The 15815-nt window shown below is 67.0% G+C and carries 12 protein-coding genes and 2 riboswitches; of the genes, 3 read left to right on the top strand and 9 right to left on the bottom strand.

The window, feature by feature from the left end; genetic code table 11:
* Positions 1-2 precede the first annotated feature (2 nt).
* The 3 genes from AC3IMC_RS09650 to AC3IMC_RS09660 form a co-directional block, all read right to left on the bottom strand.
* Positions 3-1385, bottom strand: coding sequence for an MFS transporter (locus AC3IMC_RS09650; RefSeq protein WP_490918291.1), 1383 nt, complete (start codon positions 1383-1385; stop codon positions 3-5).
* 178 nt (positions 1386-1563) lie between these two features.
* Entirely contained in the window at positions 1564-2679 is a 1116-nt protein-coding gene (metX, locus tag AC3IMC_RS09655; RefSeq protein ID WP_490918293.1) for a homoserine O-acetyltransferase MetX, read from the bottom strand.
* A 12-nt stretch (positions 2680-2691) separates the two neighbouring features.
* Positions 2692-2807, bottom strand: a riboswitch (SAM riboswitch).
* Positions 2808-2901: 94 nt separating this feature from the next.
* Positions 2902-4227: a bifunctional o-acetylhomoserine/o-acetylserine sulfhydrylase gene (locus AC3IMC_RS09660; RefSeq protein WP_490918294.1), complete on the bottom strand. Its 1326-nt coding sequence runs from the start codon at positions 4225-4227 to the stop codon at positions 2902-2904.
* Positions 4228-4270: 43 nt separating this feature from the next.
* Positions 4271-4386: riboswitch (SAM riboswitch) on the bottom strand.
* Positions 4387-4620: 234 nt separating this feature from the next.
* Here AC3IMC_RS09660 and AC3IMC_RS09665 point away from each other — a divergent pair.
* The 3 genes from AC3IMC_RS09665 to AC3IMC_RS09675 all read left to right on the top strand — a co-directional run bounded on the left by AC3IMC_RS09665 (position 4621) and on the right by AC3IMC_RS09675 (position 9249).
* Positions 4621-6627: a S8 family serine peptidase gene (locus AC3IMC_RS09665; RefSeq protein ID WP_490918295.1), complete on the top strand. Its 2007-nt coding sequence runs from the start codon at positions 4621-4623 to the stop codon at positions 6625-6627.
* 122 nt (positions 6628-6749) lie between these two features.
* Positions 6750-7388, top strand: coding sequence for a VOC family protein (locus tag AC3IMC_RS09670; protein WP_490918296.1), 639 nt, complete (start codon positions 6750-6752; stop codon positions 7386-7388).
* A gap of 232 nt (positions 7389-7620) precedes the next feature.
* Positions 7621-9249, top strand: coding sequence for an HNH endonuclease signature motif containing protein (locus AC3IMC_RS09675; protein WP_490918297.1), 1629 nt, complete (start codon positions 7621-7623; stop codon positions 9247-9249).
* A 133-nt stretch (positions 9250-9382) separates the two neighbouring features.
* Here the strand turns inward: AC3IMC_RS09675 and AC3IMC_RS09680 are convergent, their stop codons facing one another.
* The 6 genes from AC3IMC_RS09680 to tdh form a co-directional block, all read right to left on the bottom strand.
* Entirely contained in the window at positions 9383-10162 is a 780-nt protein-coding gene (locus tag AC3IMC_RS09680; protein WP_490918298.1) for a CPBP family intramembrane glutamic endopeptidase, read from the bottom strand.
* Between the two features lie 85 nt (positions 10163-10247).
* Positions 10248-11036 carry a DeoR/GlpR family DNA-binding transcription regulator gene (locus AC3IMC_RS09685; RefSeq protein ID WP_490918299.1) on the bottom strand — a complete coding sequence of 263 codons (789 nt, stop codon included), beginning with the start codon at positions 11034-11036 and terminating at the stop codon, positions 10248-10250.
* Between the two features lie 99 nt (positions 11037-11135).
* Positions 11136-12347: an imidazolonepropionase gene (gene hutI, locus AC3IMC_RS09690; protein WP_490918300.1), complete on the bottom strand. Its 1212-nt coding sequence runs from the start codon at positions 12345-12347 to the stop codon at positions 11136-11138.
* 11 nt (positions 12348-12358) lie between these two features.
* Complete coding sequence (locus AC3IMC_RS09695) at positions 12359-13504, bottom strand: NAD(P)/FAD-dependent oxidoreductase (RefSeq protein WP_490918301.1); 1146 nt, start codon at positions 13502-13504, stop codon at positions 12359-12361.
* 54 nt (positions 13505-13558) lie between these two features.
* Entirely contained in the window at positions 13559-14755 is a 1197-nt protein-coding gene (locus AC3IMC_RS09700; protein ID WP_490918303.1) for a glycine C-acetyltransferase, read from the bottom strand.
* A gap of 9 nt (positions 14756-14764) precedes the next feature.
* Positions 14765-15811 carry an L-threonine 3-dehydrogenase gene (tdh, locus tag AC3IMC_RS09705; RefSeq protein ID WP_490918304.1) on the bottom strand — a complete coding sequence of 349 codons (1047 nt, stop codon included), beginning with the start codon at positions 15809-15811 and terminating at the stop codon, positions 14765-14767.
* Positions 15812-15815 lie beyond the last annotated feature (4 nt).

A 15815-nucleotide genomic window follows, 5' to 3' on the forward strand; every position in this document is an offset into this window, starting at 1 on the left:
GCCTACTTCTTGTTGGCGGCGAGCAGGTCCGCGGTGCCCTGGGCGTCCGCCGCGTCCACGTCGTGGAGCGAGATGCCGCGGGTTTCCTTGAGGAAGAAGACGGCGACGGCGGTGACGGCACAGGCGAGGAGCAGGTAGATCGCCACGGGCAGGGAGGACTTGTAGGTGCCCAGGAGCGAGGCCGCGATGATCGGAGCCAGGGAACCGGCCACGATCGAGGTCACCTGGTAGCCCAGGGAGACGCCGGAGTAGCGCATCCGGGTGGGGAACATTTCCGCCATGATTGCCGGCTGGCCGGCGTACATGAAGGCGTGGAACACCAGGCCGATCATGATGGCGGCGAGGATGACGAAATCGTTCTTGGTGTCCATCATGGGGAAGGCGAAGAAGCCCCAGGTGGCAGCCATGATGGCGCCGGCCAGGTACACGGGCCTGCGGCCCAGGCGGTCAGAAAGCTTGCCGACCATCGGCACGACGGCGAAATGCAGGGCGTGCGCCAGCAGTAGCAGGAGGAGGATGCGCGTGGTGTCGGCCTGGACCACGGTCTTCAGGTAGGTGATGGAGAACGTCACCACGAGGTAATAGAGGATGTTCTCGGCGAAGCGCAGTCCCATGGCGGTGAAGACGCCCCTCGGGTAGCGCCGGAACACTTCGGCCACGCCGTAGCCCTTGTGGCCGGCGGCGACTTCCTTGCGGGCCTCCAGGAAGATGGGGGCGTCGTTGACCTTGGTGCGGATGTAGTAGCCGATCAGGACGATAACCGCCGACAGCCAGAACGCCACGCGCCAGCCCCACCCGAGGAAGGCGTCCTGGGTCAGGGTGGAGGACAGGATGAACAGCACGGCGGTGGCGAGCAGGTTGCCCAGCGGCACGGCGGACTGCGGCCAGCTGGCCCAGAAACCGCGGGACTTGCTGGGGCTGTGCTCTGCGACGAGGAGGACGGCGCCGCCCCATTCACCACCGACGGCGAAGCCCTGGGCGAACCGGAGGAACACCAGCAGCGCGGGCGCCCAGTAGCCGATCTGCGCGAACGTGGGCAGGCAGCCCATCAGGAACGTGGAAACACCCACCAGGATGATGCTCAGCTGCAGCAGCTGCTTCCGGCCGAACTTGTCGCCGAAATGGCCAAAGACGATGCCGCCGATGGGGCGGGCCACGAAGCCCACGGCGTAGGTGAGGAAGGCAGCGATAATGCCGTCCAGTTCCGTGCCGGCGTTGGGGAAGAAGGCCTTCCCGAAGACCAGCGTGGCGGCGGAGGCGTAGAGGAAGAACTCGTACCATTCCACGACCGTTCCGGCCATGGACGCCGTTACCACTTTCCTCAGGCCTGAGGCCTTGACATCGGTTTCCTCTGTGCGCCTTGCGGCGGAGCTTTCCGTACTCATGCGAACTCCTTCGGCGTCGTCGTCGACACCACTGGGACCAGTCGAAGGCAGCCGGGTGTGATGCACACCACGAATGCCGGATTTTTCGAGTATGGTCTGCCTGCGGTGCAACCTCAACGCCGATTAGTGCAGAAGGCCTCTGCATAATTGCACATGCGGCGGGGAAACGGGGGCTGCGCTAGACGAGGAAAGTGGTCCGCAGCTGGTGTCCGAGCTGCCCGATTTCGGTCAGGAACCCGTCGTGCCCGATCGGGGCCTGGATGACGTGGACGTCAACGTCCCCCGGAAGTGCCTGTGCAAGTTCCCTTGATTGGGACGGGAAGTAGAGCCGGTCCGAGTCCACGGCGGCCACGAAGAAGCGGGCGCTGGCGGCGGCCAGCGTCTCGGCCAGGGTCCCGCGGCCCCGGCAGACATCGTGGCTCATCAGCGCCTCGGTCAGCGCAATGTAGCTGTTGGCATCGAAGCGCCGGACGAGCTTGTTGCCCTGGTGGTCCAGGTAGCTTTCCACCTGGTAGCGGCCCCGTGCAGCGAGGACCTCACCCTGCAGCGGCGACTCGGCCGCCTGGGCAGCACGGCCGAACCGGCCTTCCAGTTCCGCCGCTGACCGGTAGGTGATGTGGGCGATGCGCCTCGCCAGCGCCAGCCCGTCTTCCGGACAGGGACCGCCGTAGTAGTCGCCGCCGTTGAAGTTCGGGTCCTGCCGGATGGCGAGGGTCTGGGCCTGGGCGAACGCGATTTGTTCGGCCGTGCTGGCTGCGCCGACGGAGATCACTGCGCAGCGCTGCACACGCTCGGGGTAGGTCACGGCCCACTCCAGGGCGCGGGCACCGCCCATGGAACCGCCAAGGACCGCATACCAGCTGCTGATTCCCAGCAGGTCCGCCAGCCGGGCCTCCGCCACAGTGCTGTCCCGGAGGGTCACCAGCGGGAAGCGAGAACCCCAGGGACGTCCGTCGGGGGCAGGTGAGGATGGTCCGGTGGAGCCGTAGCAGCCGCCCACGATGTTGATGGACACCACGAAGAACTTGTCCGTATCAACCGGTGCGCCGGGCCCGGCCAGCTGCTCCCACCAGCCTTCCTCGTCGGTGTCGCCGCGGGTCACGTGGGTGCTGCCGGTGAGGGCGTGTTCGATCAGGACCGCGTTGCTGCCGTCGGCGTTCAGTGTTCCCCAGGTTTCGTAGGCCAGCGTAACGTCGGGCAGGTAGCCCCCGGCTTCCAGTTCCAGTCCTCCAATGGAGGCGTAGCGGACAATTCCGTGTTCGGGGATGGTGGTACGGGCGACGGTAACCGTCATGGCAGGACCTCTTCTACGCGCTTGCCCGCCGTCGTCTGACCGGCAGGCCAGGTCTTCACCCGGGGCACCCCACCGCGGAAGGAGGGTTGCCGGCCAGCAAGCCGGGGCTGTCACTGGCACTCATGACCTGGTTCGAGTGTACGAAATACACCCCGCTCCGGACCAAGAGTGTGACTGGTTGTGACTTCCCCGGCTTGCCGGTGCATGTTTTTGCGTTGTGCGCTAGGCCTCTGCTGCGCCCTTGGCTGCCCGGAAGCCCGCTTCGAGGTCGGCAAGGATGTCATCGATGTGCTCCAGGCCCACGGAGAGGCGGACCAGCCCCGGAGTCACACCGGCAACCGCCTGCTGTTCCGGCGAGAGCTGGCTGTGGGTGGTCGACGCCGGGTGGATGACGAGCGAGCGGACGTCACCGATGTTGGCCACGTGGGAGTGCAGTTCCAGGGCGTCCACGAAGCGCTTGCCCGCTTCCGCGCCGCCGGCCAGATTGAAGGCGACGACGGCGCCTGTCCCCTTGGGACCGTACTTCCGGCCACGTTCGTACCAGGGGCTTGAGGGCAGCCCCGCGTAGGCGACGGATTCGACGTCGTCCCTTCCTTCCAGCCAGCGCGCCACTTCGGTGGCGTTGGCCACGTGGCGTTCCACGCGCAGGCTCAGCGTTTCCAGGCCCTGGGAAATCAGGAAGGCGTTGAAGGGCGAGACTGCCGATCCAAGGTCGCGCAGCAGCTGGACACGGGCCTTGAGGATGTAGGAAAGGTTGGCCCCGAGCGCGCCGCCCTCCCCCAGGTCGCGGGCATAGACGAGGCCGTTGTACGTGGGGTCCGGGGTGTTGAAGCCGGGGAACCGTTCCGGATCCTTGCTGAAGTCGAACTTGCCGGAATCGACGATGACGCCGGCGATGGCCGATCCGTGGCCGCCCAGGTATTTCGTCGCAGAGTGGATCACGATGTCTGCTCCCCACTCCAGGGGACGGATGAGGTACGGGGTGGACAGGGTGTTGTCCACAATGAGGGGCACGCCAGCCTGGTGGGCGACGCCGGAGATGCCTTCGATGTCCAGGACGTCCTGGCGGGGGTTGGACACCACCTCGCCAAAAAAGAGCTTGGTGTTCGGCTGCACGGCATCACGCCACTGGTCCAGGTTGTCCGGATCTTCCACGAACGTAACGGAGATGCCGAACTTCTTGAGAGTGTGGGCGAACAGGTTGTAGGTGCCGCCGTAAAGGCTGGGGCTGGCCACGATGTGGTCGCCGGCCTCGGCGATGTTCAGGACGGCGAAGGTCTCGGCCGCCTGCCCGGAGCTCAGCAGCAGCGCGGCGAGGCCGCCCTCGAGGCTGGCGATCCGCTGCTCCACGGCATCCTGGGTGGGGTTGCCGATCCTGGTGTAGATGGGCGCCAGTTCGGCCAGGGCGAAGCGGTTGGCGGCGCTTTCTGCCGTGGGAAAGACGAAGGACGTGGTTTGGTAGATAGGAAGCGCACGGGCACCCGTGGCGCTGTCCGCTTCCTGCCCCGCGTGGATCTGGCGGGTTTCGAAGGACCATCCGTTGGACATTCAAGGCTCCTTTGACATGGGCCCGGCATGCTGGGAGCACCTCGGGCCGCGCTTGCTGTCCGGCCGGCGCCGGACAACCAGGTCCTCACCCGGGGCACCCCACCGCGGATGGAGGGTTGCCGGCCAGCGAGCCGGGGCTTGGCGCTGGCACTCATGACCTGGGCCCAGTGTAGGAACAGAGCGGCCGTGGGGAACAGGATTGTGACGAACATGGTCCCGCGTCGTCCCGCCGATGTGGTCTTTCCCTTGCCTCCACGGAAGTTTCGCCAAAGTTCCACAGGGAACCCGCAGGATTCACCGAGGTTCGGCTGTTGTCCCCGGCCTGTCGGATAGATTCGCTGTGGGAAAGTTCCACAGCACAGTTCTCCAACGCACAAAAGGATCGGGATTCCGTTGCCCCAGTTGTTCCGCCAGGCTCTCCGCACCGTCCTGCCATCCTTGGCTGTTGGCCTCGTTGCCGTGGCAGGCGGGCTGGTGTCCCCGCCCGCGGCGTCGGCGGCTCCTGCCGCACCCGAAGCCAGCGACAACGGGCGCTACCTCGTGCGTTTCGCGGCCGGGACGGACGTTGCCGGCGAGGTGCGGTCCCTACGCGCCCAGGGCATCGGCGTCGTCCGTACGTTTGAAACGGTGCTGAAGGGCGCAGCCGTCCAGGCGACGGCCGCGCAGGCCGCCGCCATGATCCGTTCCGGACGGGCGATCGCCGTGGAACCCGACTATGCCGTCACGGTTTCGGAGACACAGCGGAATGCGCCCTGGGGACTGGACCGTTCCGACCAGATGGCACTTCCGCTTTCCGGGACCTACACGCCCCCGGCGTCCGGGCAGGGCGTCAGCGTCTACGTGGTGGACACCGGGATCCTCGCGTCGCACGTCGACTTCGGCGGCCGGGTTGCGCAAGGGTGGACCGCGAAGAATGACGGGCTCGGAACAAGCGACTGCAGCGGCCACGGTACGCACGTGGCCGGGACCATCGCGGGCTCGGTTTACGGTATGGCAAAATCCGCCACCCTCATTCCGGTGCGGGCACTCGCCTGCGACGGTAGCGGCCTCTACTCGGACGTGATTGCAGGGCTCGACTGGGTCGTTGCAAACCACCGCGACGGAGCGCCGGCCGTGGTGAACCTGAGTATTGGCGGCCCGGCGAGCAACACCCTCGACGCCGCGGTGCAGGCGGTCATCAGTGACGGCATTCCTGCGATTGTTGCTGCCGGGAACAGCGCCGTCGATGCATGCACCACTTCCCCATCGCGCCTGCCGGCGGCCGTCACAGTCGCTGCCAGCGATTCCTCGGACCGGCAGGCAAGCTTCTCCAGCTTCGGCAATTGCGTGGATTTGTACGCCCCGGGCGTGGGTATAACGTCCACCTGGTACACCTCCTCAACCGCTACCGCTTCACTCAGCGGGACGTCCATGGCAACCCCGCACGTGGCCGGCGCAGCAGCGCTCCTGCTGGCGAAGAACCCGTCACTGACCCCTTCCCAGGTTGCCTCGGCCCTGAATTCCTCGTCCGTCACCGGAACGATCGCCAATGCCAGTGCAGGAACACCCAACCGCCTGCTGCATGTAGTGCCGCCGACGGCGAACACCGGGACGTACGCCGTCCAGGGTCCCATAGCGGACAAGTACGCCGAAGTCTCCGGGATCGTGGGGCTTCCTATCGCCAATGAGGTTACGAACCAGCGGTTCGGCGGCTCGTACCAGGAGTTCGAGCACGGAATCATCGCTTACCTGCCCGGCTCGGCTGCCTTCGCGGTTGTCAACGGGATCAACACGACGTGGAAGGGCAGCGGCGCGCAGGACGGCGACCTTGGCTATCCGACGTCGGACGAATACTCACCGATGGCCGGTGGCGTCATGCAGAACTTCCAGTTCGGAAAGATCTCCTGGAACGCGGCCACGGGGTCCCGGATCACCAAGGGCGGCATCGGCGCCACCTGGGACAACGCCGGCGGCCCGCTCAGCGGCCTCGGCTACCCCACCACCGACGAGTATGCACCGATTCCCGGCGGCGTCATGCAGGGCTTCCAGTACGGCAAGATCTCCTGGAACGCCGCGACAGGCTCCCACATCACCAAGGGCGGCATCGGCGCCACGTGGGACAACGCCGGCGGCCCGGCCAGCGGCCTCGGCTACCCCACAACCGACGAAATCGGCGGCCTCGTGGGTGGCGGCGCGAAGCAGTACTTCCAGGGCGGAGAGGTGGTGTGGTCTCCCGCCGCGGGCGCACACGTTATTACCGGCGGCATCAGGTCCGCCTGGGTGGGCCAGGGCTCCGAGGGCGGCCGCCTCGGCTACCCGACCACCGGAGAATACCCCGCCGGTGGCGGCGCCTATTCCCAGGACTTCCAGGGCGGCCGGATCACCTGGCGCTCGGGAAGCGTGGGGATCGCGTACGCCTGACAGGACCTACGGGCTCAACAAAAAGCTGCCGGCGCCGGAAGATCCGGCGCCGGCAACCGAGGCCGAATCCAGTAAGGGTACCCTTAGCTGAGAGCCGGATCACAAAGTGCCAAGATGTTGGCATGCGCATGGATCACGTCTCTTACGCCTGTGAACACGATGGCCTCGCGGCCACTACCGAACGTATTTCATCTGCCCTCGGCGTTGAGGCAGTGAAGGGCGGGGTCCACCCCCGGTTCGGAACCCGGAATATGATCATCCCGCTCGCCGGGCACAAGTACCTTGAAGTTGTGGAGGTCCTGGACCACCCGGCATCGGACAAAGCCCCCTTCGGACAGGCAGTGCGTGCCCGTTCGGCAGCCGGGGGCGGCTGGATGGGCTGGTGCGTCGAAGTGGACGACCTCGCCCCCTTCGAAGAGCGCCTGGGCCGCGCCGCCGTCAACGGAAACCGCAAGTTCCCTGACGGCCGCGAGCTGGTCTGGAAGCAGATCGGCATCCTGGGCCTTATCGCCGACCCCCAGGTTCCCTACATGCTCAAGTGGGAGGGCGACCCCTCACTGCATCCGTCCAACGCCTACGCGAGCAACGTCAAGATGAGCTCCCTGACCATTGCCGGTTCCGCAGAACGCGTGACCGAATGGCTGGGCGAGCCCGTGGAGCGGCCGCTGGAAGACGTCGCGGTGGACTGGGTTGCCCCGCACGGCACTCCGGGGATCATGTCCGTGACGTTCGAAACCGCCAACGGGGCAGTCACCATCTGACCCTCCTGCCACCCCATCCCCGCATCCGTGTGGGGATGGCTACCCGGGCTTGTGCCTGGACCAGCTTCGGCCGCCATTTGGTGGTGACAACGGCGTCACCACCAAATGGCGGCCGAATTCATTTAGACAATGAGTACGACGGCGGCCTGCGGGAAATTGCCTCGCGACGGTCCTGCTGGGGCCGGGCGGCGGCTCAACTAACAATGTCGGACCCCTGCTGGATGATGTTCGTATGGGAATCAGCGGCGGTTCAGTGGCGGGGATGGAGGGTGTTCGTGCCTCTGTTGCTGCCCTTGATGCGCTGTTCCTGGAGGAGGATGGGCTAGGTTCCGGTGATAGTTCTGCCGCTGGTGCTGATGGTCGCGATGACGGGGTAGATGTGTTGCAGCGGCAGTACGAGATCCGGCTGGAGCGGCTAGGACTCGTGTCCCGCCTGGAGGGCCAGCTCGCCGCGGTGAAAGCACAGGATGCCTCGGAGTGCCTCCGGATCCAGCAGGCGATGACCCCGCCGGACGCGTCCGTGCCGGAACGCACCTACGCCGAGATGTCCGCGGTGGAGGAGATCGCCGGGGTCCTGACCATCAGCTCCGCGGCAGCAGGGGCGTTCGTCCACCAGTCGCAGCAGGTCTGCGCGCTGCCGCCGGTCATGCACGCACTGGCTGCCGGGACGGTGTCGTGGCAGCACGCCAAGGTCATCGTGGATGAAACCGACGGCCTCAGCCCAGCCGGTGCTGCGTCGCTTGTGGCGCACTTCTTCGACCCCGACGCCCCGAACCCGGCCCGCGGCGCCGCCCCCGGGAAGCTGGTCCCGTCACGGTTCCGTGCCAAAGCCCGCGCCTGGCGCGAACGCCACCACCCCGAGTCTTTGGAGAAGCGGCACGCCAAAGGGATCTCCGACCGGCGCATGGAATACCGGCCCGACCGGGACGGCATGGCCCGGATCACGCTCCACCTGCCCGGCGACACCGCCAGCGCGATCTGGAACCGCACCACCGCCATCGCCCGCGGCCTCCAAGGCCCCACCGAACCCCGCACCATCACCCAACTCCGCCCCGACATCGCCGCCAGCGTGCTCCTCGGCGACGGAACCGTCAGCTCCGGCGACACGGGCTTCGGCGATGGCAGTTCCCCGCAACCAGGAACCACGGCCCTCGGCCAGGTCCCCGTCCCGAGGGCCGACGTGCTGGTGATGGTTCCGGTGTTCTCCGCCCTCGGCGTCACCGACGAACCCGCGATCCTCGACGGCCACGGACCGATCCCGGCCTCCATGGCCCGCAAACTTCTCGCCGACGGCGCCGACTCGTTCTACCGTGTCCTCGTCGACCCCAGGGACGGGGCGCCACTGGAGATCGGGCGGAAGAGCTACCGGCTCCCGGAGGCAGTCAAGCGGTGGATCCGGATGCGGGATGGCAAGTGCACCTTCCCCGGCTGCAGCAACCGATCACTGGACAATGACACCGACCACCTCACCGCCTGGCAGAACGGCGGCACCACCGGCGCCGCCAACCTGGGACAACTCTGCCCCAAACACCACCGCCTCAAACACAGCACCGGCTGGACCCCCACCCCCGCCACCACCAACGAACCACCCGGCTGGACCTCCCCAACCGGCCGCCACTACCCAGCCGAACAACACGACCCAGAACCAACACACTGGCCACCCGATGCACTGCGCACTGGGTCGCCCGGAGAAGTGCCGGAGTGGCCCGACCCGCCACCCGAAGAGCCACCCGAAGGGAATCTGCTCGACCCTCATCACTTCTGCCCCTCAGATCCGCTATGGGAGGAGTTCTACGCCCTGCCGTTCGTGTTGCCGCCCGACCCTCAGTCGGACTGGTGGTTGCTCTTGGCCCAAGGCTGAGCGCCGGCAGATGGCGAATCGCGGGGCGAAGCGTGCCGCGTGGTGCCCGCAGCGTTGCTTGGGTGGCGCAGCGTTGCTTGGGTGACAGTGCACAGAAGTCCGGCGGCGGGATATTCATCGCCGCCGACGCGCCTTACCCCAGCCCCACTGCCTTGCCAAAGAGGCTGAACCCGACGAAGGCCACGATGTCGAGCAGCGCGTGGGCGATGACCAGCGGCATGACGCGCCTGGTGCGGGTGTAGATCCAAGCGAAGACGACCCCCATGACCGCATTGCCGATGAAGGGCCCGAAGCCCTGGTACAGGTGGTAGCTTCCGCGGAGCAGCGAGCTCAGGGCGATGGCCAAGGGCGTGCTCCAGCCGAACTTCCCGAAACGGTCCAGGAGGTAGCCCACCACAATGACTTCCTCCACGATGCCGTGCCGGACGGCGGACAGGATCAGGACAGGGACGGTCCACCAGTAGGCATCCAGGCCACTGGGGATGATGGCGGTGGTGATTCCCAGCGCCCGGCCCGCGGCGTAGAGCCCCAGGGATGGAATACCGATCAGCGCTGCCAGCCCCAGCCCCTGCAGCACATCCTTCCCCGGCCGTGCGAAGTTGAACCCAAGTTTCCGGAATGCGGAGCCCGGGCTGCCGGCATCGCCCGTGGCAACCTGGCGATGGTCCGTAAGGAAGTAGAGGACCAGCATGACGGGCACCAGGGCGAAAACGATGTCCAACAGCTGGTAGGTCAGGTCGAAGTACTCGCGCGTGCTCTGCGACCGGTTCAGCGTGGACGTGCCCTGGGCCAGCGGCGCCCGGGTCATCTTGTCCAGCAACTGCACCACGGAATAGACGGCGGACTGCCCCAGGGACAAGCCCAGGACTATCCAGACTTCGAGCCGCAGGCGACGGCGGGCAGGAACCAGCATGTTCCCATCTTGCCTGCAGTTTCTGGATTCGGCCTGATGGAACTGCCCGCCTGGTGAATCTGCCGGCAGCCGGGTACCCAACGAGTCAGGCCTGTGCGACGATCACTTCCGTGCCGTTGGCTTCGAAGGCTGCCTTGTCGCGGGGTGAAATGCCGGAGTCGGTGATCAGCCGGGTGAAGTTGTAGCCGTCCATGGTGGCGAAGGCCCGGACACCCACCTTCGAGGAGTCGGCGATGACATAGGAGACCCGGGCGCGGCTTGCCAGCAGGGCGTTGACCGAGGCCTCCCCCTCCCCCGTATTGGTAGGGCCCACTTCGGGATCGATCCCGTTGACTCCGATGAAGGCGATATCCAGCACCACCTTCTGCATGATGATGTCCGTATAGGGACCCACCAGTTCATAGGACCGTGGGTTGAGGATCCCGCCGGTCACCATGACTTTGATGTTGGGCCGCACCGCCAACTGCCCGGCGATGTTAATCGCATTCGTAACCACAGTGAGGGTGGGCTGGTTGGAAGGTGCGTTAAGGTCTTCGCGCGTGGCCAGGATCTGCGCGAGCGCCGTACTGGTGGTGCCCCCGCACAGGCCGATGACAGCGCCCGGCCTGATCAGTGCCGAGGCGCATTGGGCAATCTGTTCCTTCGCCTCGGCGTGGTCATCCCGGTTGTAACGGCCGGGCAGGTCGTACGCGAGGGCGCCCGTGGTTGCGCCGCCCCGGGTGCGGGTGAGCAGGCGCCGCTTGGCGAGGCTGTCGAGGTCGCGGCGGGCAGTGGCAGGCGAGACGTTGAGGGTGCTGACGATCTCGTCCACCTCCACCTGTCCCGTCCGGGCCAGCAGGTCGAGAATCGCCGTGAGCCGGTCGGTACGGGTCATGCAGGGGGCCTTTCGATAGTCCAGCCACCGCTTCCGATGACGCTTGATGATTATAACCCAGCGAAAATAATCAAAAAACGTCAAAACAAGCTGTGACTGTTACCGCGCCCTGACTCCTGCCCGCCACACAGCGTACGTCAACGGCATCCCCGGGCGGTAAGCGAGATGCGTGGCAGAGGGTGCGTTCAGCAGGTGGAGGTCCGCCCGGTGTCCCACGGCGATGGATCCTACGGCGTGTTCGCCGTCGGCGTCGGGGCCGGCCTCCCTGTGGAGCGCGAGTGCACCGCCGTAGGTCGCCGCGCGGACGGCCTCGTGCACGCTCAGGTTCATTTGCAGTACTGCGGTGGTGACGCAGAAGGCCATGGAGCTGGTGTAAGACGTTCCCGGGTTGCAGTTGGACGCCAGCGCCACTTGCACGCCCGCATCCAGGAGGGCACGGGCGGGTGCCAGCGGCTGGCGGGTGGAGAGGTCGCAGGCGGGAAGGACTGTGGCCACGGTCCCGCGCTCCCCTGTTCCGGTGGCGGGGTCCCAGCCCGACCAGGACGCAGCCAGGGCCTTGACGTCCTGCGCGGCCAGGTAGTTGACGTGGTCCACGCTCGCCGCGCCCAGCTCCACGGCCAACTGCACGCCGGGGCCCTCGCCGAGCTGGTTTCCGTGGACCCGCAGGCCCAGTCCGGCGTCCCGGCACGCGAGGAGCACCCGACGGGACTGTTCGGCCGTGAAGGCACCTTCCTCGCAAAAGACGTCGGCCCACTGGACATACGGGCGGACAGCGGCGAGCATGGGTCCGCACACCAGGTCGGTATAGGCGCCGGCGTCCTGCCCGGCGGGGACCAGGTGGGCGCCGAGGAAGGTCACCTGGTCTGCAACGGTCGATGCGATGCGGGCACTGCGGGCCTCGTGTTCCACGTCCAGGCCATAGCCGGTCTTGGTTTCCAGGAACGTCGTGCCCTGCGAGACGGCCTCAGCCACCCTGCCCATCGCCAACCGCGTGAGGTCGAAATCCGCCGTTGCCCTGGTGGCGTTCATGGTCACCGCGATTCCGCCGGCCGAATAGGACTCCCCTGCCATCCGCGCTTCGAACTCCGCCGTCCGGTCACCGGCGAAAAGCAGGTGGGTATGGGAGTCCACCCAGCCCGGGAGCATGGCCCGCCCCCCGGCGTCGACGGCGTCATCCGCGGCGGGTGCGTCGGCCGCGGCACCGATCCACGAGATGCGTTCCCCTTCGATCACCACCGCGGCATCCTTCAGGACCCGGTGCTCCAGGTCCTGCGTCATCAGCTCGGCAATATTCGTGATCAGGGTGCTCATGGAACCATTCTTCAGCGCCGGATCGACCAGCGGGTGGCGGCCAGGGCCTGCGCTGTCCGGGATTCCGGACCCGCGGAGTCCGTGCCAGCCGTGACCGGCCCGGCGGAACCCGGCCCGCCTGAGGTTCCCTGCCCCGCAAGGATCTGCTCCGCGGCAAGCTCGGCGATCGCTGAGGACGTTTGGAACCCGTACCCGCCCTGCCCGGCGAGCCAGTAGAAGCCGGGCGCTTCGGCGTCGAACCCTGCCACCGGCACGCCATCCGCGGCCTCCGTACGCAGTCCGGTCCATGCGCGGCGGATCCCGGTGATCCCGAGGCGCGTCATCGAATTCAGCCGTTCCACCAGACGCTCCACATCCCCGGGCCGGGGCCGGGCATCCTCCGGGCCGCTGGGTTCGGTTTCCGACGGTGAAATCAGCACGTCCGCCCCTTCGGGCCGGAAGTAGAAGGAGTTGTCTGCCGCGGCCACCATCGGACTGGACAGCGGCAGGGGATGCCCGACGGCGGCAATCGCCGCGGTGCGCCGGTACGGCTGCAGCCCCAGCTTCTCCACGCCGCTGAGCACCGCGAGTTCGTCCGCCCAGGCACCTGCGGCGTTGACCAGGACGCCCGCTTCGAAACCCTCAGCACCCGCCCCCACCTGCCATCCGGAACCCAGCCGCTGCGCCGAGTGGACCCGGGCGCCGGTGATAATGTCCGCTCCGGCGGAGGCCGCCCGCTCCCGGTGGTCCTCCAGCAGCAAGGGCGCGTTGCAGCCGAACGAGCCGGTGTCCAGCCCCGCCGCCTCGAAGGTGCCCGGCACCAGCGCCGGGCACAACTCAACCGCGCGGTCCACGGTGATCGGCTGCATGTGGCCACTGGCCTCCGCAGCCACATCGGCCGCCGAGCCGACGAGCATGAAGCTGCGCGGCACCAGGACAGGCCCGGGCAGTTCCTTGTCGCGGGCGGCGATCAGTTCAAGCGTCCGCAGGGTGAGTTCCTGCACCACCGGCGGCCCGTAGCTGGGAATCAGCTGGCGGGCCGAACGGGAGGACGTGTGGTACGCCAGCTCCTGTTCAGCCTCCACCAGCGCAACGCTGCAACGGCCGGCCAGGGCGGACGCCAGGGACAGGCCGGCAATGCCGCCGCCCACAATCAGGACATCGTAATGAGCTGCCATCGGTCCATCCTGACAGAGTTTCGGCCTGCTGGAACCCGCCTGCCGAAAAGCCCCTCAGCCTTCCATCTCGGCACGGCTGGCAACGAAGGCACGCACGCACGCTTCGACGTCGTCCGCTGAGTGCGCGGCCGATAGCTGGACGCGGATCCGGGCGGCACCCCGCGGAACCACCGGGAAGCTGAACGCGGTGACGAACACGCCGTGCTGCAGCATCCCGTCGGCGATCCTGGCGGCCATGACGGCGTCGCCGAACATGACCGGAACGATGGCGTGCTCGCCGGGCAGCAGGTCGAACCCTTCCTCCGTCATCCGGCGGCGGAACAGCGCCGCGTTCTCGAATAGCCGGCGCCGCAGGTCGGCCGAGTTCTCCACCAGGTCCAGGGCCTTGAGCGTGGCGGCGACGATGGCGGGGGCCACAGAGTTGGAGAAGAGGTAGGGCCGCGCCTTCTGCCGGAGCATGGCGACAATCTCGCTGCGGCCGGACACGTATCCGCCGGACGCTCCGCCCAGGGCCTTGCCGAACGTTCCGGTGTAGATGTCCACCCGGTCCGATACGCCGGCGTGTTCCGGAGTGCCGGCACCGGTGGCACCCATGAAGCCGACGGCGTGCGAGTCGTCCACCATGACCAGGGCACCGTACTTCTCGGCGAGGTCGCAGATGGCTTCCAGCGGGGCCAGGAAGCCGTCCATGGAAAACACGCCGTCGGTGACGATGATCTTCCGGCGGGCATCCTGCGCTTCCTGCAGCCGCGCCTCGAGCTCCGCCATGTCCTGGTTGGCGTACCGGTAGCGGCGGGCCTTGCACAGGCGGATGCCGTCGATGATGGAGGCGTGGTTGAGGGCGTCGGAGATGATGGCGTCCTCCGCGCCGAACAGGGATTCGAAGACGCCGCCGTTGGCGTCGAAGCAGCTGGAGAACAGGATGGTGTCCTCGGTGCCCAGGAACTTCGACACCCTCGCTTCGAGTTCCAGGTGCAGGTCCTGGGTGCCGCAGATGAAGCGGACGCTGGCCATGCCGAAGCCGCGCTCATCCAGGGCCGCCTTGGCCGCGCCGATCATGTCCGGGTGGTCCGCCAGGCCCAGGTAGTTGTTGGCGCAGAAGTTCAGCACGTCAGCACCCGGGGACCCGATCCGGCCGGCAGTGATGTGGCTGGACTGCGGCGAGGTGATGGCGCGTTCGGTCTTGTAAAGCCCCGCGGTGCGGATGTCGTCCAGCTCTTCGCGCAGCTGGTCCTTGATGGAGTTGTACATGGTGGTTCCTTACAGTCGGGTCCAGTCAAGGACAACTTTGCCGCCTCCGCCGCTGCGGGCGATATCGAAGCCCTTCTCCCATTCCGTGGCCGGAAGGGTGTCGGTGACCACGGCGGAGATTCCGGCGTGCAGCACCGGGTTGGAGGACAGCATGGCGCTCATGGCGTACCAGGTTTCATACATTTCCCGGCCGTAGATGCCCTTGAGCGTGAGCATGTGCGTGACCACCTTGCCCCAGTCGATGGTGATCTCCTGGCTGGGCAGGCCCAACATGGCGATCCGGCCGCCGTGGTTCATATTGTCGATCATCTCAGGCAGGGCGGAGGGATGGCCGGACATCTCCATTCCGACGTCGAAGCCTTCGCGCATGCCCAGCTCACGCTGGGCGTCGCGCACCCGGGTGGTGGAGACGTCGATGGCAAGATCGGCGCCAAGCTGCCGGGCCAGTTCCAGGCGGGGCCGGGAGACATCCGTGATGGCGATCTTGCGTGCGCCTGCATGCCGGGCCACCGCGATGGCCATCAGTCCGATGGGACCCGCGCCGGTGATCAGCACATCCTCGCCCACCAGCGGAAAGCTCAGGGCCGTGTGCGTGGCGTTGCCGAAAGGATCGAAGATGGCGCCAAGTTCGGGCGTGACGGAAGGGTCATGGTGGACCCAGACGTTGGTTTCGGGGATCACCACGTACTCGGCGAAGGCGCCGTCACGCTGCACTCCGACGCTGACGGTGTGGATGCACATCTGCCGGCGCCCCGCGCGGCAGTTCCGGCAGATGCCGCAGACGATATGGCCCTCGCCGGAAACCCTGTCGCCTACCTTGACGTCGCGGACCTCCCAGCCGACTTCCACCACTTCGCCGTAGAATTCATGCCCTGCGATGAGGGGAGCCTCGATCATCCCCTGGGCCCAGGAGTCCCAGGACCGGATATGCAGGTCCGTGCCGCAGATGCCGGTGGTCATGACGCGGATCTTGACGTCCGCCGGGCCGGCCTCGGGTTCGGGCCGGTCCACCATCTCGAAGCCGGCCTGCGGACCGGGCTTGTACAGGGCCTTCATTGGC

Source organism: Arthrobacter sp. E70 (genome assembly GCF_058266945.1).

Bases quoted from the DNA above. Each gene is read 5' to 3' on its own strand.
- AC3IMC_RS09650 (WP_490918291.1), bottom strand. From the start codon at position 1,385: ATGAGTACGGAAAGCTCCGCCGCAAGGCGCACAGAGGAAACCGATGTC.
- metX (WP_490918293.1), bottom strand. From the start codon at position 2,679: ATGACGGTTACCGTCGCCCGTACCACCATCCCCGAACACGGAATTGTC.
- AC3IMC_RS09660 (WP_490918294.1), bottom strand. From the start codon at position 4,227: ATGTCCAACGGATGGTCCTTCGAAACCCGCCAGATCCACGCGGGGCAG.
- AC3IMC_RS09670 (WP_490918296.1), top strand. From the start codon at position 6,750: ATGCGCATGGATCACGTCTCTTACGCCTGTGAACACGATGGCCTCGCG.
- AC3IMC_RS09675 (WP_490918297.1), top strand. From the start codon at position 7,621: ATGGGAATCAGCGGCGGTTCAGTGGCGGGGATGGAGGGTGTTCGTGCC.
- AC3IMC_RS09680 (WP_490918298.1), bottom strand. From the start codon at position 10,162: ATGCTGGTTCCTGCCCGCCGTCGCCTGCGGCTCGAAGTCTGGATAGTC.
- AC3IMC_RS09685 (WP_490918299.1), bottom strand. From the start codon at position 11,036: ATGACCCGTACCGACCGGCTCACGGCGATTCTCGACCTGCTGGCCCGG.
- hutI (WP_490918300.1), bottom strand. From the start codon at position 12,347: ATGAGCACCCTGATCACGAATATTGCCGAGCTGATGACGCAGGACCTG.
- AC3IMC_RS09695 (WP_490918301.1), bottom strand. From the start codon at position 13,504: ATGGCAGCTCATTACGATGTCCTGATTGTGGGCGGCGGCATTGCCGGC.
- AC3IMC_RS09700 (WP_490918303.1), bottom strand. From the start codon at position 14,755: ATGTACAACTCCATCAAGGACCAGCTGCGCGAAGAGCTGGACGACATC.
- tdh (WP_490918304.1), bottom strand. From the start codon at position 15,811: ATGAAGGCCCTGTACAAGCCCGGTCCGCAGGCCGGCTTCGAGATGGTG.